The sequence below is a fragment of the Micromonospora sp. CA-240977 genome (genome assembly GCF_050942285.1).
Classification (GTDB): Bacteria; Actinomycetota; Actinomycetes; order Mycobacteriales; family Micromonosporaceae; genus Micromonospora.
Genome location: NZ_CP192055.1, coordinates 582,700 through 603,302, shown reverse-complemented (window position 1 = coordinate 603,302; position 20,603 = coordinate 582,700). Strand labels below are relative to the sequence as shown.

Below are 20,603 nucleotides of genomic sequence, written 5' to 3'. Positions count from 1 at the left end.
TGGAGAGCGGAGAGCCTCATGAAGATGCGTGTCATCCTCACCGTCGTCGGCGTGATCACGGCGACGCCCGCACTCGCCCTGTTCTGGCCGCAACTGCTCACGAGCAGCTACGGGCTGACCGACCCCGACCACATGACCACCGCGCTGCTCCAGCACCGGGGGGTGCTGCAGGCGGCTCTCGGCGCGGCCATCGTCTGGGGAGCCTTCCACCTGCCGGCCAGAGTGCCGGCGGCGGCAACCGCCATCGTCACCAAGTCGGTGTTCCTCGCCCTGACCGTCGTCGACGTCGGCACGCGAGCCGACATGAACCTCATCTCGCTGGTGTTCGACCCGATCGCCATCGTCATCCTGACCGTCGTCATCGTGCTCCACCTCCGCGAGTCGGCCCCCACCGCCGCACCAGTCTGAAGCCCGGCAACCGGTCGCGACGCGTGCGCGTCCGTCAACGACGGCACGACCAGCGAGGCCGGAGCGGGGTCGGTCAGCTCAGGCGGGCGGCGCGGGCCGGGTCGGGCCGGCGACGGCCTGCGGGATGACCTGTTCGACGATGGTCAGCAGGGTGGTGGTGAGCAGCAGGTGCACCTGGGCGCGGGTCAACGCGCCGCGCTGGAGCCACTCCCGGGCGGTCGACGTGGCCAGCCCGCCGTACGCGCGGACCATGGCCCGCAACTCCTCCCGGTGCTCGGCCTCGTCGGCCAGGCCGACGGCGACGAGCATGCGGTCCGCGGCGACCTCCTCGGCTTCGGCGAGCACCCGCTCCACATCCGCGTCGCCGCCCATCCCCCGGGCGGTGACGGCGGCCAGCCAGGAGGTGCTGTGCCGGGACACCACGTCGAGGAACCAGGAGACGCTGGCGTCGACCCGGGTCCGCAGGTCACCCTTGGGCAACCGTTCGAGGGCGACCTCCGGAATTGTCACCATGACCCGGACGACCTCCAGGTAGAGGTCCTTCTTCGCGCCGAAGTAGTGGTTGACCAGGCCGCGAGCGACACCCGCCTCCCGGGCGACGTCGGTTGTCGACACGTCCGCGTACGGGCGATCGCCGAACAGCCGGACCGCGCAGGCCAGGATCTGCCCGCGCCGGGCGTCCGGCTCCAGACGGCGGCGGCGCGGAGCCGTCTCGACACTCATCTGCCCGACCCTATCGAGCGGCCCGGCGTCGGCCACCCGCCCTCACCTTGATCAGATGATGGAAAGTAGGTGCCAGGACGTCCTCTGACCTACTTTTCATCACCTGATCAACGGACTGAGCGGCGCCGCCGGACCAGGTGTCGACCGACGTGCCGCAGGTTGGACGCTTCGGAGTAGAGCGCCGCGTTGATCGCGCCGAGCGCGACTCCGGGCGCTCGCTGCACCCGGTCCACGTCCTGAACCACCCGGCCGATCAGCGTCAACCTGCAACGGAGGTCGAACAACTCCCTCCGTGCGCAGTGCAGGGCTGTCTCCAATCCCCCAACCCGCTCTCGCAGCCACGCCAATTCCGTCGCCTGATCCATCGGGCACCCTCCATCACTCGCAATCGCCACCCAGCGGCTTGAGCCACCGCCAGACCAACAAGTTCACCCTCACCCATTCGAAGGGGCTGCGCAAGTAGGTAGACGCAATTAGGCATGCCTGATCGCCCTACCGTCAGGTCATGGGTGAGGTCCCGGGTCCGCTGGTCGGTCCGCACGAGCTGCAAGATCTGCTCGGCGTGAGCCGGACCCGCATGCGCCAGCTCATCCGCTACCCGACCTTCCCCGCCCCGTTCCAGCGACTGCACGGCACCACGGTCTGGCTCCGCTCCGAGGTGGAGGCGTGGATCGCCGAGCACCGGCCGCCGCGCCCGACCGACGGCGACGAGGCCGAGTAGCACCCTTCTCATCAACTGATCAACGGATTGAGCGGCGACTCCGACCAGGTGTCGAGCGTCGAGCCGCTCGTGCCGAGATGGCGGCGGGGAGCGCCGAGCTCGTCCGACGAACGGTCAGCCGTGGAAGCCGGCCTGCGGTGATCCGCCCTTGCGCTCTACCCTTTCCACTCGACGGTGACAGTCCGACTGGTCAGGCCTCAGGTGTTCACTTCATCGGACAAAACCAACTGAGCAAGGGAGCAATGCCTTGGTTTCTCGACGTCGATTGTTGTCTGGCGCGGCCGGCGCGGCCGTCGGCCTCTCGGCCGCCGGTACGTTCGGCGGGTCGGCGACAGCGGCACCGTCCACCTCCACCGTGACCGAGCCGCTCGCGGCCCGCCGTGGTCGGCTGATGAGCAGGACGGTGGTGACGGCACCGGCCATCCCGTTGACCCACCTGTCCGTCGCGCACAGCGGCCCGACGGCGGCGGTGCGCCTCCGCACCCGCAAGGGGTGGAGCGACTGGCTGGAGATCAGCTCGTGCCCGAACGGTCGGGACGATCGGGCGGTGTCGGCCCGGTCCGACATCGTCGTCGTCGACGGCGCCACCGGGTACGAGGTCCAGGTCTCGGACGGCTCGGCCGCCACCGTCGTCGAGCTGAACATGGTCGACGGGGCTCGGCGGACTGTCGCGAACGCGGAAACGAACAGCCTTCCGCTGCCGCCCAACACCAGGCGGCCACCGACGTATCTGCCCCGGTCCGGCTGGGGAGCCGACGAGTCGCTTCGGCTCGCCCCGAACGGCAGCCAGCTCTGGCCGACCGAGTTCTATCCGGTGCAGACGCTGACGGTCCACCACAGTGGGGTGTATCAGCACAACGAGGACCCCGATCCGGCGGCCACGGTTCGCGCCATCTACTACGACCAGTGCGTCCTGCAGGAGTTCGGGGACATCGGCTACCACCTGCTGATCGACGAGGCCGGACGGGTCTACGAGGGTCGCTACTCCGACCCGGGGCCGCAGCCGGTCTACGGCCCGGGTGTCGGCGCCGACGGCCGGCCGCTCATGGTCAACGCCGCGCACGTGGGCGGTTACAACGCGGGCAACATCGGCGTCTGCCTGCTCGGCCGGTACTCGTCCATCCTGCCCACCCCCGCCGCGAGCACGTCGCTCGCCGTCGTCCTGGCGGGGCTCAGCGTCGCCAGTCGACTCAACCCCACCGGCCGGACCGGGTACGTCAATCCGGTCAGCGGGGTCGGTGGCAACGTGGCGGTCATCTCGGGCCACCGGGACTGGGCGAGCGTCGGGGCCGGTCCGACCGAATGCCCGGGCGACTACTTCTACCCCTACCTCGCCGAGCTTCGCCAGGACGTGGCCACTCTGGTCGGGATGCGCCCGACTCCGCCACCCCGGCCGCCGCGGCGCTAGTCGTCGGCCAGCGCTACCCCGCCGCCCCCGGTCAGCACGCTCGTCGCGCTGACGGGGGCGGTGGCGCTTACTGCCCGCCACGCCGGCGGGGCTGCCGATCCCGACTTATTGACATGCCGCCAACAGCGCGCGAGGGTGGTGGACATGCCGACGCCCCCGCTCGACGGATCCCCCTCAGCCTGGCGCGAGCCGGAGCACGACGACCTCGCCGACCTGGCCCGCACCTTCTTCACCAAGGAGGTGCTGCCGCACGCCGACCGCCTGCTGGCGCAGGGCCACCCGGACCGCGAGCACTACCGCCGCGCGGGTGAGCTGGGGCTGCTGGGCCTGTCCGTCCCGGAGGAGTACGGCGGCGGAGGCGGCCGGTTCACCCACGAGGCCGTGCTGCTGCACGAGCAGGCATACACCGGGGAGAGCAGCCTCGGGCTGGCCGTCCACAGTGGCATCGTCACCGGCTACCTGGTCGCGTACGGCAGCGCGGAGCAGAAGCGGCGGTGGCTGCCCGGCCTGTGCAGCGGTGAGCTGGTCGGCGCTATCGCGATGACCGAGCCGGACGGCGGCTCCGACCTCCAGGCGATGCGCACCCGGGCGGTCCGGGACGGGGACGACTACCTGGTCACCGGCGCGAAGACGTTCATCACCAACGGCGGCCTGGCCGACCTGATCATCGTGGCCGTGAAGACCGACCCCGAGCAGCGGGCGGCCGGTGTCTCGCTGCTTGTCTGCGAGGTCGGCGACGATCCGGAGGGCTTCCGCCGGGGCCGGCTGCTGTCCAAGATCGGGCTGCACGCCAACGACACCGCCGAGCTGTTCTTCGACGAGTTGCGGGTACCGGCGGCCAACCTGCTCGGCGACGCCGAAGGGCAGGGCTTCGTCCAGCTCATGCAGCAGCTTCCGCAGGAACGGTTGGTCATCGGCGTCGGCGCGGTCGCCGCCATGGAACGGGCTGTCGAGTTGACAGTCGCGTACGCCAAGCAGCGCACCGCCTTCGGCAGGACGCTGATGGGCCACCAGAACACCCGGATGGTGCTCGCCGAGTGCGCCACCCGCACCCGGGTCAGCCGCGTCTTCCTGGACGACTGCATCGTCCGGCACACGCGGGGCGACCTGGACGTGGCGACAGCGGCGATGGCGAAGTCCTGGCTCACCGACGGGCAGTGCGAGGTCATCGACCGCTGCCTCCAGCTCTTCGGCGGGTACGGCTACACGACGGAATACCCGATCGCCCAGATGTACGCCGACGCCCGCGTCCAGAAGATCTACGGCGGCACCAACGAGATCATGAAGGAGCTGATCGCCCGTGCCCTCTGAGGCGTACGTCTATGACGCGGTCCGCACCCCGCGCGGACGCGGCCGGGACACCGGCGCGCTGCACGGGGTCAAGCCGATCTCGCTGGTGGTCGGCCTGATCGACGCGCTGCGCGAGCGCAACCCCGGCCTGGACGTGGGCCGACTGGAGGACCTGCTGCTGGGCATCGTCACCCCCGTCGGGGAGCAGGGCGGCAACCTGGCGCGGGCGGCCGCGCTGTTGGCCGGGCTGCCCGACCAGGTGGGCGGGGTGCAGCTCAACCGGTTCTGCGCCTCCGGGCTGGAGGCGGTGAACACGGCGGCCGCACGGATCCGCTCCGGCTGGGAGCACCTGCTGCTCGCCGGCGGCGTGGAGTCGATGTCCCGGGTGCCGATGGGCTCGGACGGCGGGGCCTGGATCACCGACCCGCAGACCACTCTTGCCACGTCGTTCGTGCCGCAGGGCATCAGCGCCGACCTGATCGCCACAGTGGAGGGCTTCACCCGCGACGACGTGGACGGCTACGCGCTGCGGTCGCAGGAGCGGGCCGCCAAGGCGTGGGCCGGCGGGCACTTCGCCCGGTCGGTGGTGCCGGTGCGCGACGGCAACGGGCTGGACATCCTCACCGTGGACGAGCACCCCCGCCCGGACACCACCCGGGAGACGCTGGCCCGACTCACCCCGTCGTTCGCCGCGCTGGGTGAGGCCGCCGGCTTCGACGCTGTCGCGTTGCAGAAGTTCCACTGGTTGGAGGCGATCGACCACGTCCACCACGCCGGCAACTCGTCAGGCATCGTGGACGGCGCGGCGCTGGTGCTGATCGGCTCGGCGCAGGTCGGCCGGGACCTCGGCCTCACCCCGCGGGCCCGGATCGTCAGCGCGGCGGTCAGCGGCGCCGACCCGACGCTGATGCTGACCGGCCCGATCCCGGCCACCCACAAGGCGCTCGCCGCCGCCGGGCTGACCGTCGCCGACATCGACCTGTTCGAGTTCAACGAGGCGTTCGCGGCAGTGGTGCTCAAGTACGTCCGTGACCTGGGCCTCGACCCGGACCGGGTGAACGTCAACGGCGGCGCGATAGCGCTCGGCCACCCACTCGGCGCGACCGGGGCGATGCTGATCGGCACCGCAGTGGACGAGTTGGAGCGCCGCGACCTGCGCCGCGCCGTGGTGACCCTCTGCATCGGCGGCGGCATGGGCGTCGCCACCCTCCTTGAGCGCTGCTGACCCGGGGGACGACCATGACCAACACCATCCGGTACGACCGCGACGCCGACGGCATCGTCACGCTCACCCTGGACGACCCCGACCAGACCGCCAACATCATGAACCAGGCGTACGCGGCGTCCATGAGCGCGGCGCTCGACCGGTTGGAGGCCGAGCGTGACGAGCTGACCGGGGTCATCGTGACAAGCGCGAAGTCGACCTTCTTCGCCGGCGGTGACCTGCCGCGGATGGTCCGGGCCACCCGCGCCGACGCGCCCGAACTGGCCGAGGTGCTCGACACCATCAAACGGGACCTGCGCCGGCTGGAGACGCTGGGTCGACCGGTGGTCGCCGCGATCAACGGCTCGGCGCTCGGCGGTGGCCTGGAGATCGCCCTCGCCTGTCACCACCGGATCGCGCTGGACGCGCCGGACAGCCGGCTCGGGTTGCCCGAGGTGACACTGGGCCTGCTGCCCGGAGCCGGCGGTGTCACCCGGACGGTACGGATGCTCGGTTTGGCCGCGGCACTGACCACGGTGCTGCTCACCGGTCGACGGATGCGCCCCGCCGACGCCCTGGCCGCGGGGCTGGTCGACGAGGTGGTCGCCACCTCGGCGGCACTGCTCGACCGGGCCCGCGCCTGGATCGCCGCCAACCCGCACCCGAGCCAGCCGTGGGACCGACCGGACTACCGGATGCCCGGCGGCACCCCGGCCAGCCGCTCCCTGGCCGCCCAGTTGCCGGCCTTCCCGGCCACCCTGCGCAAGCAGCTCAAGGGTGCCCGGCTGCCCGCACCCGAGGCGATCCTGGCGACCGCCGTCGAGGGCGCGCAGGTCGACCTGGAGACCGCGTTCACGGTGGAGACCCGACACCTGATCGGCCTGCTCACCGGGCAGGTCGCCAAGAACATGATCGGCGCCTTCTTCTTCGACCTGAAGGCCGTCAACGGCGGCGCGGCGCGACCGACCGACGTGGACGCCCCGCCGGTGCGGCGGGTGGCGGTGCTCGGGGCCGGCATGATGGGCGCGGGCATCGCGTACGCGTGCGCCAGTGCCGGATTGGACGTGGTGGTCAAGGACGTCACGCCGGAGGCCGCCGGCCGGGCCCGGGAGCACGCCGAGCGGTTGCTGGCCCGCACGGTACGCAAGGGCCACGCGACGGAGGCGGACGCCCGAGCGGTGCTGAGCCGGATCACCGTCACGGACCAGGTCGACGCGTTGGCCGGCTGCGACGCGGTGATCGAGGCGGTCTTCGAGGACCCGGCGCTGAAGCAGGCGGTCCTCGCCGAGGTGCTGCCGGTGTTGACGCCGGGCGCGCTGCTCGCCTCCAACACCTCCACCCTGCCGATCACCGCGCTGGCCGAGGGGGTGGACCGGCCGTCCGACGTCATCGGCATGCACTTCTTCTCCCCGGTGGACCGGATGCCGCTGCTGGAGATCGTGGTCGGAGCGCGGACCAGCGACACCGCCCTGGCGAGGGCGTTCGACCTGGGCCGGCGGATCGGCAAGACCCCCATCGTGGTCAACGACGGCCGGGGCTTCTTCACCAGCCGGGTGATCGGTCGGTTCCTCGACGAGGCGGTCGGCATGGTCGCCGAGGGGGTGCCCGCCGCGTCGGTGGAGCAGGCCGCGTTCCAGGCCGGCTACCCGACCGGGCCGCTGGCGCTGGCCGACGAGGTGAGTCTCACCCTGATCCAGCGGATCCGCCGGCAGTTCGAGAACGCCAGCGAGGAGTTCCTGCCACTGCCGGCGCACCGGCTCGTCGACGAGCTGGTCGACGCGTACGACCGGTCGGGGCGCGCCGACGGGCGCGGCTTCTACTCCTACGACGGCGGCGTCCGGGGCCGGTTGTGGACCGGCCTCGCGGACCTGGTCACCGACGCGGGTCGCGCGGTGCCGTTCACCGACCTCCAGGAACGGATGCTCTTCGCCGAGGCGCTGGACGCGCTGCGCTGCCTCGACGAGGGTGTGCTGCGCACCGAGGCCGACGCCAACATCGGCTCGATCCTCGGCATCGGCTTCCCGGCCTGGACCGGTGGGGTCATCCGCTACGTCCGGCAGTACGCGGGAGGTCCCGCCGGCTTCGCGGCCCGTGCCGCCGAGCTGGCCGACCGGTACGGCGACCGGTTCACGCCCCCGGCCGACCTGGTCGACCGGCTCGCCGCCTCGGCCGTCCGCCCCGGCGCACCGGCCGGCGTCGCATGACGGGCTCCGACGCCCCGCCCGGCCCGCGAGGCGGCTCGGCGCACGGTGGGCCGCTGGCCGGGGTGCGGGTGGTCGAGTTGGCCAGCCTCGCGCCCGCCCCGTTCGGCTGTATGGTGCTCGCCGACCTCGGCGCGGACGTGGTGCGGGTGGACCGGCCGGGCGCCCCGGGTCCGGGGCGGCTGGCCGCGCCGACCGGCGGACCGTTGCAGCGCGGCCGGCGGGTGACCGCACTGGACCTGAAGTCCCCGGCCGGCGTGGCCGACCTGCTGCGCCTCGTCGAACGGGCGGACGTGCTGGTCGAGGCGTACCGGCCGGGGGTCGCCGAGCGGCTCGGCTTCGGCCCCGAGGTGTGCCGGGCGCGCAACCCCGGGCTGGTGTACGCGCGGATGACCGGCTGGGGCCAGGACGGCCCGCTGGCGTCCCGGGCCGGGCACGACATCGACTACCTCGCCGTGGCGGGGGCGTTGGAGCCGCTGGGTCGGGCCGGCGAGCGCCCGTACGCGCCGATGAACCTGCTCGCCGACTTCGGCGGAGGCGGCATGCTGCTCGCCGTCGGGGTGTTGGCGGCGCTGCTGGAACGGGAACGCTCTGGCGTCGGCCAGGTGGTCGACGCGGCAATGGTGGACGGGTCGGCGCTGCTCACGTCGTTCCTGCACGGGCTGATCGGCAGTGGCCTGTGGGCCGCCCCGCGCGGGCGCAACATGTTCGACGGCGGTGCCCCGTTCTACGACACGTACGCCACCGCCGACGGTGGATTCATGGCCGTCGGCGCTGTGGAACCGGCCTTCTACGCCGTACTCCTCACCGGCCTCGACCTGGCCGACGACCCGGACCTGCCGGCGCAGTACGACCCGAGCGGCTGGGATGAGCTGCGCCGGCGGTTCACCGCGCGGTTCGCCGAGCGGACCCGGGACGAGTGGACGGCGGTCTTCACCGACCTGGACGCCTGCGTCGCGCCGGTGCTCGCCCCCGGTGAGGCGCACCGGCACCCGCACAACGCCGCGCGGGGCACCTTCGTCGAGGTCGGCGGCGAGCTCCAACCGGCCCCGGCACCCCGCTTCGACCGGACGCCCACGACCCGACCGGCTCCCGCCCCGGACCCGGAGCAGGACGTCCTCCCGGCCGCGGAGATCCTCGCCAGTTGGCCGCGACGGACCTGACGGGAACGCACGTGCGGGGGCGTGGTGGCACGCTCGGCGGAGCCGGTCCCGGCCGGGACCGCAGCCACTTCGTTCAGGGAGTCGACGAGCATGGCCAGGGACCTGTGGAAGGGCCACGTCAACGGGATCCTCTACGGGATCCAGTTCGACCGGACGCTTGACGAGTCGCTGGTGACCCGGGTCGCCGATGATGTGACAGGCGGGCGCTACCCGGGCGACCGGACCGAGACGCTGGACGCGCTGGACCAGGCACTGCGCTCCGCGGTCCCGCTCAACGACGAGATCGAGATCCCGCACAGCGAGGAGAGCATCCGCGCGTTCCTGCGCCACCTCTCCACCGCCCTCCACGCGCGGGCCTCCGCACCTCGGCCACGGTGATCAGGAGGTCTGCGGCAGGGACCCGCGCTCCGCTGCCGCGGACCTTCTGGTCCGCGGGCGGCGGTTGTACCAGCTGGCGAAGAGGGCTGTGGCGAGCAGCAGCTCCGCCAGGTCGCCGCCGTAGTACATGAGTTGGGCGGCGGAGCGGAACGCCTCCGGATCCGGGTTGCCGAGGCCGGGTGGGAGGGTGCCGGCCTGGGCGTACAGGTACTTGGCCAGCACGGCGTGGCCGGCCGCCGCGCCCAGCAGCGCGCCGACCCGTACCGCCAGTCCCGGCCGGCGCGGCGCCGGGTCCGGCCCGGCCAGTGACCAGGCGAAGAGGTAGCCGGCGGCCAGGTAGTGCAGGTGCAGGGTGTGGTGCAGCGCGGGCTGACGCTCGGCCGCCGCGTACAGCGGGGTGAGCAGCACCAGCGCCAGCCCACCAGTGCTGAGCAGCGCGCCGGTGAACGGGTGCGCGATCAGGTGCAGCGGGCGGGCGCGCAACAACCGGCCCACCGCCCGGCGGACCGGCGGCGGCGCGACCCGCAGCAGCAGGGTGACCGGGGCGCCGAGCACCAGCCCGAGCGGGGCCAGCATGCCGAGCAGCAGGTGCTGCGCCAGGTGCCCGCGTGGGTCGTCGGGGAGCTGGGCCACCGGCCCGACGGCGACCGCCAACCCCGCGCACCCGGCCAGCCAGGCGGCGGCCCGCCGATGATCCCAACCCCGGGGGTCGCGCGCGGCGGCCAGCAGGTAGCCGCCGGCCAGCACCGCGACCGGGGCCAGCGGCAGCCAGGACGACCCACCCGCCGCGGCCCCACCGTGCGCGAACGGCGGCAGGACCACAGTCATCGGCGACCGTCGCGCGACCGGGCGCGCCAGATCAGCAGGACGCCGGCCAGCAGCAGTGCCGCGCCGGCCACGTTCCACACCACGTCGTACGGCACGAGGTGCACCCCGTAACGGATCTGGTGCAGCCGGAGGACCTTGTGGTCGACCAGCCCGTCGAAGAGCTGGAACCCGCCGGCACCGACCAGGAAGCCACCCCACGCGAGCCGGGCCGACAGGATGTGCCGCCGGCGCAGGTCGGCGAACCAGAAGAACCCACCGACCAGGGCGATCACCTCGGCGGCGTGCAGCAGCCCGTCCGAGAGCAGCGCCACCGATGGGGTCGACCGGTCGTAGAAGTGGTGCCAGGCCAGCAACTGGTGGAAGACGATCTCGTCCACCGCGGCCATGATCGCGATGCCGATCACGCCGCCGGCGAGCGCTGAGGAACGCCCGTCCGGCACGTCGGCGGTGTGCCCACCCGGCAGGCTCGAACCGACCACCACACACCTCGCCTCCACCTCGGGTCAGGCCGCAACTACCCCGAACCTGTCGAAACATGCCCAGTCACCGCCGCCGCGGCATTCGCCCGACGGTGATCAACACGAGGCCAGTGAAGTCGGGGCTTCCCACCAGCCCGGACACCCCGACTTCCGGAAGCCCGTGTCGATCACGGGCGGGCCGGCGTCGATCACCGCCTCGGGGATGATCGACGCCGGCCCGTTTACCGACTTCCGCACTGCCAGCGGCATGATCATGGAGCCTGAAGGGGCAGCGGAACCGAGAAGGAGGTGCCTGTGCCGGACGCGGACGAACTCGTCGCCAACGCACTCACGGCGGTGCGCGGCACCGACGTACGGCGGGCCGAACGGCAGCTGGACCAACTGATGGTCGGCACCGGCGCGGCGGACGGCGCCACGGCGGTGGACGCGGCGGTGCTGCGTCGCCTGGTCCGCGGTCTGACCCGGCTCTGGCCGCGTGGCTGGCAGCCCGTCGACCTGGACCGGATCACCTCCCGGCGGCTCGACGTCCGCGCGGCGCGACTGGTCCGCGCCGCGATGGCAGTGCAACGGCGCGAGCAGTCGGATCCGGTCCCGGCCTGGTTCGACGAGCAGCTCCGTGAGGTGACCGCCGAGGGGCGGGCGAACGACGGGAACGTGCTGTCCGACTGGTCCGCCCGGGAGGGGTTGGACCGGGTCGACGCGCTCCGCACGGCAGTTGACGTCCTCGCGCTGGTGGAGAGCCTGCCGCCGATCGCGGTGCTGCGCCCGCCGCCCGGGTCGAGCGGCGCGGCGACCGCCCGGTCGGCCGGTCCGGCGCGCAGCGGGTCGCCGATGCTGGATCGGGTCCGGGCGCTGCTGGCCAAGGCCGAGTCGACGACCTTCCCCGCCGAAGCGGAGGCGCTGACCGGGAAGGCCCAGGAGCTGATCGCCCGGCACAGCATCGACGAGGCGCTGCTGGCCGCCGGTGCGGAGCGCGGCGACGTGCCCGGCGGCGTACGCCTGAGCACCGACACCCCGTACGCGGGCGCGAAGGCACTGCTGGTGCAGGAGGTGGCGGCCGCCAACAGGTGTGAGGCGGTCTGGTCCGACGATCTCGGCTTCGCCACGGTGCTGGGCTGGCCGGCCGACCTGGTGGCGGTGGAGTTGCTCTACACCTCACTGCTGGTGCAGGCCACCGCCGCCATGCTGCGCGGGCGGGCCGAGCGCCGGCCCGGATCGGGACGGCGGACGAAGGTCTGGGACGAGTCGTTCCTCAACGCGTTCGCGCTGCGGATCGGCGAGCGGCTGCGCGCGGCCACCGAGGCCGCAACCGAGGCGGCGGACCAGGCAGCGGCCGAGACGGCCGGGGCGGAACGGCTGTTGCCGGTGCTCGCCGCCCGAGGCGAGGCGGTCCGGGAGCGGCTGGACACGCTCTTTCCCGGCGTCACCCGGCACCGACTCAGCGTGCGCGACGCCGAGGGCTGGTCGTCGGGCACCTCGGCCGCCGACCGGGCGTCGCTTGACGTCGGCGGCGGGCGAAAGCCCCGCCAGGTGCCCGGCCGACCCGATCGGCGCTGAACCGCCCGGCGTGGGACCACCACCGGGGAGGATATCTGCGATTTTCTTCGGTACGCCGTAGGGAACGGGTTGTCGGCTCCGACCCTCCGGTGAGTCGCGCCCCGACCGGGGTGCGAGCAGAGCCTGAGGAGCGTCGCCGTGAAGTACATGCTGCTGATCTGGAACCGGCCCGGCTTCACCGAGGAGCTGTCCGAGCAGGACCGCACCGCCCTGTTCGGCGAGGTCGACGAGATCATGAAGGAGTTGACCGAGACCGGCGAGCTGATCGGCGGCCAGGCGCTGGCCAACCCGTCGCAGACGCTGACGGTCCGGTCCGTCGACGGCCGGGCCGAGGTCATCGACGGGCCGTTCATGGAGAGCAAGGAGCAGTTCGCCGGCTACCTGGCTGTCGACTGCGACAGCCCGCAGCGGGCCGCCGAGATCGCCGCCCGCTGGCCGGACGTGCGCTTCGGCGGCGCCATGGAGGTCCGCCCGATCATGGACGAGGCCGGAGCGGAGATGTGACAGACGACCGGACGGTCGAGGACCTGCTGCGCACTGTCGCGCCGCAGGTCCTCGGCCTGCTGGTCCGCCGGCACGGCCAGTTCGACAGGTGCGAGGACGCGGTCCAGGAGGCGCTGCTCGCCGCCGCCACCCAGTGGCCCGCGCAGGGCGTACCGGACAGTCCGCGCGCCTGGCTGCTCACCGTGGCGACCCGCCGGCTCACCGACGAGTGGCGCAGCGAGAACGCCCGCCGCGACCGCGAGCTGGCGGTGGCGCTGCGCGAGCCGGCGTACGCCGGGGTGGCCCCGGCGGCCGACGCGGAGCCGGCGGTGGCGGACGCCGACGACACGCTCACCCTGCTGTTCCTCTGCTGCCATCCGGCGCTGACCGGATCGGCGCAGGTGGCGCTCACCCTGCGCGCGGTCGGCGGGCTCAGCACCGCCCAGATCGCCCGGGCGCACCTGCTGCCGGAAGCGACGATGAGTCAACGGATCCGCCGGGCCAAGCAGCGGATCGAGGCCGCCGGGGCCCGGTTCACCATGCCCGGCCCCGCCGAACGGGACGAGCGGCTGCGCACCGTGCTCCGGGTGCTCTACCTGATCTTCAATGAGGGCTACACCGCGTCCAGTGGCCCGGACCTGCACCGGGCCGAGCTGACCGGCGAGGCGATCCGGCTGGCGCGCATCCTGCACGGGCTGCTGCCCGACGACGGCGAGGTGAGCGGGCTGCTGGCGCTGATGCTGCTCACCGACGCGCACCGGGCGGCGCGGCTCGGCCCGGACGGGGAGCTGGTGCCGCTCGCCGAGCAGGACCGCACCCGGTGGGACGTGGCCGCCAGCTCGGAGGGGATCGCCCTTGTCACCGACGCGTTGACCTGGTCGCCGCCCGGCCCGTACCAACTCCAGGCGGCGATCGCCGCGGTGCACGCCGAGGCGCCGACGGCCGCGGAGACGGACTGGCGGCAGATCCTCGCGCTCTACCGACTGCTGGCCCGGATCGCGCCGAACCCGATGGTCACCCTCAACCAGGCGGTGGCGGTTGCCATGGTGGACGGGCCACGGGCCGGGCTCGCCCTGCTCACGTCCCTGGACGCCGACGAGCGCACCGCCGGGCACCACCGGCTCGCCGCCGTCCGGGCGCACCTGTTGGAGCTGGCCGGGGAGACCGGCGCGGCGCGGGAGGCGTACCTGGAGGCGGCCCGGGGCACCACGAGCCGGCCCGAGCAGCGGTACCTGGAGCTGAAGGCCGCCCGGCTGGGCGGCGTCCGACCGCCGCCGGCCGCCGGGCAGACGTGAACCCCGACGGCCGACGGCACGCTGTCACAGGTCGGGGTCGACGGCCGGGCAGTTGACGCCTCGGGCCGGCACCACCTGGTCGATCAGGTAGGCGTCAACTGTCCGCTTGACACACGGGCTGGTGGAGTAGCTGCCGTGTCCCCAACCCTCATAGGTGAGCAGCACGCCGTGCCGGCCCAACTGCCGTGCCACGTTTGTGGCCCAGTTGTACCCGCTGGCTGGGTCGTGCACGGTGGCGGCGATCAGCAGCGGCACATCGGTGCGCACCCGCAACCGGTGCTGCGGGTTGGCCACCGGCGTCGGGGCGCCCAGGCAGGTGGCGAGGGCGAACACCGCCGTCGGATACCGCAGGTCGGGCGCGAGCCGGGCCATCCGGCGCAGGTGTGCGGCGTACTCCCGGTAGTCCCGGACGGGCAGGCTCCAGTCCTGGCAGAAAACCGCGAAGGGGTACGACGCCACTGCGTCGCCCGTCGACGGGCCGGCGCTTCGCACGGTGGTGAGGGCTTCCATCCCGCCCAGCCACTCGGCGAGCCCCGGCCATCGCCAGGTGTCGTAGAAATCCCGGTGGGTGAGCCGGCTCAACTCGAACGGGGTCAGCACGACACCTGGCCGTTTCGGGTCGGTGAGCGTGCCGGCCTCGGCTCGGGCGCGCAGCCCCTCCCAGACGGCCCGGAAGTCCCGCCCGTGCAGGGCGCAGGCGGCGGACCTGTCACACCAGGCGACGAACTCGTCGAACGCGTCCTCCAAGGTGACGGCCTGGGTGTCCAGGAAGGCGCGGGTGCCGAGGCTGTGGTCCACTGCGGCCTCCAGCACCATGGCCCGGACCCGGTGCGGGAACAGTTCGGCGTACTGCTCACCGAGCAGGGTGCCGTACGAGCTGCCGTGGAAGGTCAGCTGCCGCTCGCCGAGCGCGGCGCGGATCGCGTCCAGGTCGCGGGCGGCACTTGTCGTGTCCACGTGGTCGTAGAGCGGCCCGGTGCGGGCCCGACAGTCGGCCCGCAGCAGCGCGTTGCCGGCCAACGTGGCGTCGAACTGGGCCTGGTCGGCGATCAGTTGCGGTTGCCGGGCGAGCAGTTCCCGGGCGCAGACCACCGGGTGGCTGCCGCCGGTGCCGCGCGGGTCGAAGCTGACGATGTCGAACCGGCGGCGCAGGTCGGCGCTGAACCGGGAGCTGCCGTTCACCACCCTGTCGACTCCGCTGTCACCCGGGCCGCCGGGGCCGAAGACCAGCGCGCCCTCGCGGGTGGCCGGCTTGGCGACCCGGCGGGCCAGGGCCAGGTCGAAGCGCTCCCCTCCGGGTCGGTCCCAGTCGACAGGCAGCGACAGGGTGCCGCACTCGGCGGAGGTGTCGGCGGCGCAGGGCCGCCAGTCGATAGTGGGATGGGCGGCGGCCGGGCTCGTCGGGGTCAGCCCGGCGGCAGTGAGGGCCACTGCGATCGCCCAGCCGACTGCGGATTTGCGTACGCGCAGCATGAGGTGCTGTCCTCTCCTGGAAGGAGCGTTACCGGTGAAGCTCGCCCACTGGGCGAGGTGATGCTGCTTCCGCCCGGGTCGTCGAGTAGCCGCTCGACGACCCGGGACCTTTTGTCGCCGAGGTCAGTCGACCTCGAGCAGGACGCGTTCGAGCTTGGTCATCCGGGTCTCCATCCCGCCCAGGCGACCGTCCATGGCCGCGAGCAGTCGGGCGTTCTCCGCCTGCGCCTGGGCGGCAGTCTCGGCGAGCTGGCGGTAGTCGTCCGCCCGGGACGCCTCGTACCGGGCCCGCCGGGTCTTGGCGAGCTGCACGACGGTCACCGTGACCACGCTGATCAGGAAGCCGAAGATGCCGATCGCGCCGACCACCTCGGTCCAGTCGTGCTCGCTCATCGCTGGGCTCCCGGCTGGTCGACCGAGTCGGGCACGGTCAGCGTCTCGGCCGCCGCCGCGATGATCTCGGGGGTGAGGGTGAGCACGAACGGCTGCACCTCGTAGTAGTTCATTGCCTTCCCGTCCTCCGACAACTCCAGGCTCGCGGTGACCAGCCCGGCCGCCGCCAGCTTCCGTAGGTGGACCTGTAACAGCGCTCGGCTGATGCCCAGTTGCCGGGCCAGCCCGCTGACGTAGGCACGCTCGCGGGCCAGCGCGGCGACGATCCGCAGCCGGTGCGGGTTGGCCAACGCGGCCAGCACCCGGACCAGCTGGTCGCCGGTCGGCGACGAAGCGCTGCTCACAACAAGCCCTCGCACATGCAAAAGGAAGTTAGCAGGTATGCCCGCGCGGCGGTGCGGGCCGGGAGCGGAATCAGGGGGATCTCAGGGTCCCGGAACGGGGCCGGACACACAGACACGCCGGGTCGGTGAGCGATCACCGACCCGGCGTGCGGGTGTTACGTCGTACGTCAGCTCTTGAAGGCGTCCTTGATCTTCTCGCCCGCCTGCTTGAGCTTGGCCGTGGACTGGTCAGCGCGACCCTCGGCCTCGAGCTGCTCGTTGTCGGTGGCCCGACCGGCGCCTTCCTTCAGCTTGCCGGTCGCGTCCTCGGTGGCGTTGTTGATCTTATCGTCGAATCCCATTGCCAACCTCCATTGCCAGCGTCGCTACACCACAGGCAATACCCCCGCCGTCGGCGGTCCAACCATCATCGTCGTCACAGTCCGCGATCGACGGCGGCCGGCCGGAACCGGCGCAACCGCAGACTGTTGGCCACCACGAAGACCGAGGAGAACGCCATCGTGGCACCGGCGATCATTGGGTTGAGCAGCCCGGCGGCGGCCAACGGCAGGGCCGCCACGTTGTAGCCGAACGCCCAGAACAGGTTGCCCCGGATGATGCCGAGCGTGCGGCGGGACAACCGGATGGCATCCACCGCGGCGTCCAGGTCACCCCGGACGAGGGTCAGGTCGGACGCCTCGATCGCCACGTCGGTGCCGGTGCCCATGGCCAACCCCAGGTCGGCCTGGGCCAGCGCCGGGGCGTCGTTGACCCCGTCACCGACCATCGCCACCGACCGCCCCTGCGCCTGGAGCCGCTTGACCACGTCGACCTTGCCGGCCGGCAGCACCTCGGCGACCACCTCGTCGATGCCCACCTCGGCGGCGATCGCGCGGGCCACAGTGGTGTTGTCCCCGGTCAGCAGGACCGGGGTGAGCCCCAGCGCCCGCAGCCGGGCCACCGCCGCCCGGCTGGTCGGCCGGACCACGTCGGCGACCGCGAGCACCCCTCGGGCCCGCCCGTCCCAGGCCGCGACGATCGCCGTACGGCCGGCGGTCTCCGCGTCGCGGACGGCCCCCTCGACCTCCGGCGGTACGTCGATCTCCCGCTCGCGCAGCAGCCGTACCCGACCGATGAGCACGGCCCGCCCGTCGACAGTGCCGGCCACGCCCAGCCCCTCGAGGTTGCCGAAGCCCGTCACCGGGGGCAGCGACCCCGCCTCGCTGGCGCCCGCCGCGACCGCGCGGGCGATCGGGTGCTCGGAGGCGGCCTCCACCGCCCCGGCGAGCCGGAGGAGCTCGGCCCGATCCGTGCCGTTGGCCGGCACCACGTCCACCAGGGTCATCCGGCCGGTCGTCACGGTGCCGGTCTTGTCCAGCACCACGGTGTCCACCCGGCGGGTCGACTCCAGCACCTCCGGGCCCTTGATCAGCACACCGAGTTGCGCGCCCCGACCGGTGCCCACCAGCAGCGCGGTCGGGGTGGCCAGGCCGAGCGCGCAGGGGCAGGCGATGATCAGCACGGCGACGGCGGCGGTGAACGCGGCGGTCGGGCCGGCCCCGGTGCCGAGCCACCAGCCGAGCGTGCCGACGGCGAGGGTGATGACGATCGGCACGAAGACGCCGGAGATCCGGTCCGCGAGCCGCTGCACTGCGGCCTTGCCGCTCTGCGCCTGCTCGACCAGGTCGGCCATGCGGGCGAGTTGGGTGTCCGCGCCGACCCGGGTGGCGGTGACGATCAGGCGTCCGCCCGCGTTGATGGTGGCGCCGACCACGCCGTCGCCGGGGCCGACCTCGACCGGCACCGACTCGCCGGTGAGCATGCTGGCGTCGACGGCCGAGGTGCCCTCGTCGACCACCCCGTCGGTGGCGATCTTCTCCCCGGGGCGCACCACGAACCGGTCACCGACGGCGAGCTGCTCCACCGGGATCAGGGTCTCCACCCCGTCGCGCAGCACCGCCACCTCCTTGGCGCCGAGTTCGAGCAGGGCGCGCAGGGCCGCGCCGGCGGTCCGCTTGGAGCGGGCCTCGAAGTAGCGGCCGGCCAGGATGAACACCGTCACCCCGGCGGCCGCCTCCAGGTAGATGTTGCCGGCACCGTCGGTGCGGGTGATGTCGAAGCGGAACGGGTGCGTCATCCCGGGCATGCCGGCGTCACCGAGGAAGAGCGCCCAGAGCGACCAGCCGAACGCGGCAAGGGTGCCGAGCGAGACAAGAGTGTCCATCGTCGCCGCGCCGTGCCGCAGGTTGGTCCAGGCGGCCCGGTGGAACGGCAGCCCACCCCAGACCACCACCGGGGCGGCCAGGGTCAGCGACAGCCACTGCCAGTAGTCGAACTGCCAGGCCGGGACCATGGCCAGCAGGACCACCGGCACGCTGAGCAGCACCGAGACCCAGAGCCGGGTACGCGGACCACGCAACGGATCGATCGGCTCCTCGACCGTCCGCGGGGTGGGCACCGCGGCCGTGTACCCGGTCTTGCGCACTGTCTCGATCAGGTCGTCCGGTGTGACGCCGTCGGCGTACCGGACGGTGGCCTTCTCGGTGGCGTAGTTGACGGCGGCGCTCACGCCGTCCATCCGGTTGAGCTTCTTCTCGATCCGGGCGGCGCAGGCGGCGCAGGTCATCCCGCCGATCGCCAACTCGATCCGGTTGGGCGCCTCGGGCAGCGGTCTGCTGGTGGTGGTCATCGCGTGGTCCCGTCAGTTGTGCCCGTGGCCGGGAGTGCCGTGGTCGGCACCCCCGCTGGGGGCGGGTCCGCTCGGGTTGTTCCCGGTCGGCGGGGTGTCGGCCGGCGGGCTGCCGGCGACGACGGTGAACTCGGCGGTGTGCACCGTCCCGCCGTGCTGGAAGTCGAGGTAGAGCCGGTAGCTGCCGGCCGAGGGCACCTCGGCGAGGAAGCTGACGGCCGGGCCGGGCCGGGTCCGCCCGTCACCCGGCGTCCCGTCCGGATGCACGTGCAGGTACGCGAGGTCGCCCCGGCGCAGTGCCACCAGGTGCCCGTACGCGCCCAGGTAGGGCTCCAGGTCGGTGACCGGCCGACCGTCCCGGCTGACGGTGAACGTGAGCGGGGCGGTGCGGCCGGGCTGCGGCGAGCCGGTCAGGGTGACCGTGTAGCCGTCGACGGTGGTGCTGGTCGCCGGGGCGGGCAGCGGTCGTTCGGTCAGCTCACCGGGGACCGTCACGTCCACGCCGAGCGTCAGCGGCTCGCCCCGGGTGGGGGCGAAGTCGGCGAACGCCCGCCACTGCCCGGGGCCGGTCAGCGGCGTGCCGACCCGCCAGGTGCCGTCCGGAGCCAGGTCGGGGTGCACGTGCCGGAAACCGGAGAGGTCCCGTCGGACCACGATCAGGTGCATCCTCTTGTCGTGCGCCACGTCGTAGCGGGTCACCGGTTGGCCGTCCGGACCGTTGATCCGGAAGGCGAACTGGTCGGCCGGCGCGTCGACCGGGTCGATGGTGTAGCCGCGGTCGGAGACGAGCAGCCCACCGGGAATCCGGTCGGCCGGCTCGGCGTGATCTTCCGTCGCGTGGACGGCGTCGCCGTCGTGCCGGCCCTCGGCGACCGGGGCGCGGTCGGTCAGCCGGCCGACCCCGTAGGTCGCGCCGAAGATCGCCGCGAGGCCGACAGCGAATCCGGCAAGTCTCGTCACGGTACGCATGCCGGCCCCTCCGCTCACGCGTCGACGAGGTCGTAGCCGGCCTCGTCGACGGCCGCCCGGACGACCTGCACGTCCAGTGGCTGCTTGCTGCTCACGGTGACCTGCCCGGTCGCGAGGTCGACCTGGACGTCACGCACGCCCTCGATGGCGCCGACCTCGGCGCTCACCGCGCTGACGCAGTGCCCGCAGGTCATGCCCTGCACCTGGAACGTCGTGTTGACCATCGAATCGTCTCCTTCGAGTACCGGTACCCGGTGGGGGTATCGTCGTCAGGAATGCACCGTACCATACCCCCGGGGGGTAGGCTATCCTTGTCGCATGAGCGCACCCACCCCGATCCGCGGGTACACCGCCAGCAAGGACCAGCTGCTCGCGCGGCTCCGCCGAGTGGAGGGGCAGGTCCGCGGCATCGAGAAGATGGTCGACGACGACCGCTACTGCATCGACGTGCTCACCCAGATCTCCGCGATCCAGGCCGCGCTCGACAAGGTGGCGCTGGGGCTGCTCGACGGGCACGCCCGGCACTGCATGCACGAGGGGGCGGCCGAGGGACGGGCCGACGAGATGGCCACCGAGATGATGGCGGCGGTCGGCCGGCTGATGAAGCGCGGCTGACGC

General features: G+C 72.8%; 23 protein-coding genes. 12 read left to right on the top strand and 11 right to left on the bottom strand.

The genetic code is table 11. The annotated features are described in order from the left end of the window. Positions 1–18 precede the first annotated feature (18 nt). Positions 19–408: a hypothetical protein gene (locus tag ACQPWW_RS02930; protein ID WP_433128856.1), complete on the top strand. Its 390-nt coding sequence runs from the start codon at positions 19–21 to the stop codon at positions 406–408. Positions 409–486: 78 nt separating this feature from the next. Here ACQPWW_RS02930 and ACQPWW_RS02925 read toward each other — a convergent pair whose 3' ends face one another. Together ACQPWW_RS02925 and ACQPWW_RS02920 are read right to left on the bottom strand one after the other, a co-directional pair. After that, positions 487–1,131 (bottom strand): TetR/AcrR family transcriptional regulator, encoded by a 645-nt coding sequence (locus ACQPWW_RS02925; protein WP_433128854.1) that lies wholly within the window; start codon positions 1,129–1,131, stop codon positions 487–489. A 107-nt stretch (positions 1,132–1,238) separates the two neighbouring features. Beyond that, positions 1,239–1,394, bottom strand: a complete 156-nt coding sequence (locus tag ACQPWW_RS02920; RefSeq protein ID WP_433128852.1) for a hypothetical protein — start codon at positions 1,392–1,394, stop codon at positions 1,239–1,241. Between the two features lie 242 nt (positions 1,395–1,636). On the opposite strand from ACQPWW_RS02920, the gene ACQPWW_RS02915 reads away from it, so the two are divergent. The 7 genes from ACQPWW_RS02915 to ACQPWW_RS02885 all read left to right on the top strand — a co-directional run bounded on the left by ACQPWW_RS02915 (position 1,637) and on the right by ACQPWW_RS02885 (position 9,496). Further along, the gene (locus ACQPWW_RS02915; protein ID WP_433128850.1) at positions 1,637–1,852 is read left to right on the top strand and encodes a helix-turn-helix transcriptional regulator; all 216 of its coding nucleotides are present in this window, start codon (positions 1,637–1,639) and stop codon (positions 1,850–1,852) included. Between the two features lie 268 nt (positions 1,853–2,120). Further along, a complete protein-coding gene (locus tag ACQPWW_RS02910) occupies positions 2,121–3,260 on the top strand; it encodes a peptidoglycan recognition protein family protein (RefSeq protein WP_433128848.1) in 1,140 nt (379 codons plus the stop codon). A 144-nt stretch (positions 3,261–3,404) separates the two neighbouring features. Then, entirely contained in the window at positions 3,405–4,571 is a 1,167-nt protein-coding gene (locus ACQPWW_RS02905; RefSeq protein WP_433128846.1) for an acyl-CoA dehydrogenase family protein, read from the top strand. Further along, positions 4,561–5,775 carry an acetyl-CoA C-acetyltransferase gene (locus ACQPWW_RS02900; protein WP_433128844.1) on the top strand — a complete coding sequence of 405 codons (1,215 nt, stop codon included), beginning with the start codon at positions 4,561–4,563 and terminating at the stop codon, positions 5,773–5,775. The genes ACQPWW_RS02905 and ACQPWW_RS02900 overlap by 11 nt, the downstream gene beginning before the upstream one ends. Positions 5,776–5,789: 14 nt before the next feature. Continuing rightward, entirely contained in the window at positions 5,790–7,958 is a 2,169-nt protein-coding gene (locus ACQPWW_RS02895) for a 3-hydroxyacyl-CoA dehydrogenase NAD-binding domain-containing protein (RefSeq protein ID WP_433128842.1), read from the top strand. Then, entirely contained in the window at positions 7,955–9,118 is a 1,164-nt protein-coding gene (locus ACQPWW_RS02890) for a CaiB/BaiF CoA transferase family protein (RefSeq protein ID WP_433128840.1), read from the top strand. The genes ACQPWW_RS02895 and ACQPWW_RS02890 overlap by 4 nt, the downstream gene beginning before the upstream one ends. A gap of 90 nt (positions 9,119–9,208) precedes the next feature. Continuing rightward, a complete protein-coding gene (locus tag ACQPWW_RS02885) occupies positions 9,209–9,496 on the top strand; it encodes a hypothetical protein (RefSeq protein WP_433128838.1) in 288 nt (95 codons plus the stop codon). Here ACQPWW_RS02885 and ACQPWW_RS02880 read toward each other — a convergent pair whose 3' ends face one another. Together ACQPWW_RS02880 and ACQPWW_RS02875 are read right to left on the bottom strand one after the other, a co-directional pair. Then, positions 9,497–10,324 carry a cytochrome c oxidase assembly protein gene (locus ACQPWW_RS02880; protein WP_433128836.1) on the bottom strand — a complete coding sequence of 276 codons (828 nt, stop codon included), beginning with the start codon at positions 10,322–10,324 and terminating at the stop codon, positions 9,497–9,499. Then, positions 10,321–10,803, bottom strand: a complete 483-nt coding sequence (locus ACQPWW_RS02875) for a DUF2243 domain-containing protein (RefSeq protein ID WP_433128834.1) — start codon at positions 10,801–10,803, stop codon at positions 10,321–10,323. Before ACQPWW_RS02875 ends, ACQPWW_RS02880 begins: the two co-directional genes overlap by 4 nt. A 294-nt stretch (positions 10,804–11,097) precedes the next feature. Between ACQPWW_RS02875 and ACQPWW_RS02870 the strand changes: the two genes are divergently transcribed. The 3 genes from ACQPWW_RS02870 to ACQPWW_RS02860 all read left to right on the top strand — a co-directional run bounded on the left by ACQPWW_RS02870 (position 11,098) and on the right by ACQPWW_RS02860 (position 14,138). Next, positions 11,098–12,360 (top strand): DUF2786 domain-containing protein, encoded by a 1,263-nt coding sequence (locus ACQPWW_RS02870; protein ID WP_433128832.1) that lies wholly within the window; start codon positions 11,098–11,100, stop codon positions 12,358–12,360. A gap of 147 nt (positions 12,361–12,507) precedes the next feature. Continuing rightward, positions 12,508–12,864: a YciI family protein gene (locus ACQPWW_RS02865; RefSeq protein ID WP_433134100.1), complete on the top strand. Its 357-nt coding sequence runs from the start codon at positions 12,508–12,510 to the stop codon at positions 12,862–12,864. Then, positions 12,861–14,138: an RNA polymerase sigma factor gene (locus ACQPWW_RS02860; protein WP_433128830.1), complete on the top strand. Its 1,278-nt coding sequence runs from the start codon at positions 12,861–12,863 to the stop codon at positions 14,136–14,138. Before ACQPWW_RS02865 ends, ACQPWW_RS02860 begins: the two co-directional genes overlap by 4 nt. Positions 14,139–14,162: 24 nt before the next feature. Here ACQPWW_RS02860 and ACQPWW_RS02855 read toward each other — a convergent pair whose 3' ends face one another. From ACQPWW_RS02855 to ACQPWW_RS02825, 7 genes are all read right to left on the bottom strand, one after another. Then, the gene (locus ACQPWW_RS02855) at positions 14,163–15,611 is read right to left on the bottom strand and encodes an alpha/beta hydrolase (protein ID WP_433128828.1); all 1,449 of its coding nucleotides are present in this window, start codon (positions 15,609–15,611) and stop codon (positions 14,163–14,165) included. Positions 15,612–15,734: 123 nt separating this feature from the next. Then, entirely contained in the window at positions 15,735–16,004 is a 270-nt protein-coding gene (locus ACQPWW_RS02850; protein WP_433128826.1) for a hypothetical protein, read from the bottom strand. Continuing rightward, the gene (locus tag ACQPWW_RS02845) at positions 16,001–16,348 is read right to left on the bottom strand and encodes an ArsR/SmtB family transcription factor (protein WP_433128824.1); all 348 of its coding nucleotides are present in this window, start codon (positions 16,346–16,348) and stop codon (positions 16,001–16,003) included. The genes ACQPWW_RS02850 and ACQPWW_RS02845 overlap by 4 nt, the downstream gene beginning before the upstream one ends. A gap of 167 nt (positions 16,349–16,515) precedes the next feature. Beyond that, positions 16,516–16,689 carry a CsbD family protein gene (locus tag ACQPWW_RS02840; RefSeq protein WP_036410891.1) on the bottom strand — a complete coding sequence of 58 codons (174 nt, stop codon included), beginning with the start codon at positions 16,687–16,689 and terminating at the stop codon, positions 16,516–16,518. 74 nt (positions 16,690–16,763) lie between these two features. After that, a complete protein-coding gene (locus ACQPWW_RS02835; protein WP_433128821.1) occupies positions 16,764–19,016 on the bottom strand; it encodes a heavy metal translocating P-type ATPase in 2,253 nt (750 codons plus the stop codon). Between the two features lie 12 nt (positions 19,017–19,028). Then, positions 19,029–19,985 carry a hypothetical protein gene (locus ACQPWW_RS02830; RefSeq protein WP_433128819.1) on the bottom strand — a complete coding sequence of 319 codons (957 nt, stop codon included), beginning with the start codon at positions 19,983–19,985 and terminating at the stop codon, positions 19,029–19,031. Between the two features lie 14 nt (positions 19,986–19,999). After that, on the bottom strand, positions 20,000–20,209 hold the full coding sequence (locus tag ACQPWW_RS02825; protein WP_433128817.1) for a heavy-metal-associated domain-containing protein: 210 nt from the start codon (positions 20,207–20,209) through the stop codon (positions 20,000–20,002). Positions 20,210–20,303: 94 nt separating this feature from the next. On the opposite strand from ACQPWW_RS02825, the gene ACQPWW_RS02820 reads away from it, so the two are divergent. Beyond that, the gene (locus tag ACQPWW_RS02820; RefSeq protein WP_355027247.1) at positions 20,304–20,600 is read left to right on the top strand and encodes a metal-sensitive transcriptional regulator; all 297 of its coding nucleotides are present in this window, start codon (positions 20,304–20,306) and stop codon (positions 20,598–20,600) included. Positions 20,601–20,603: the final 3 nt, after the last annotated feature.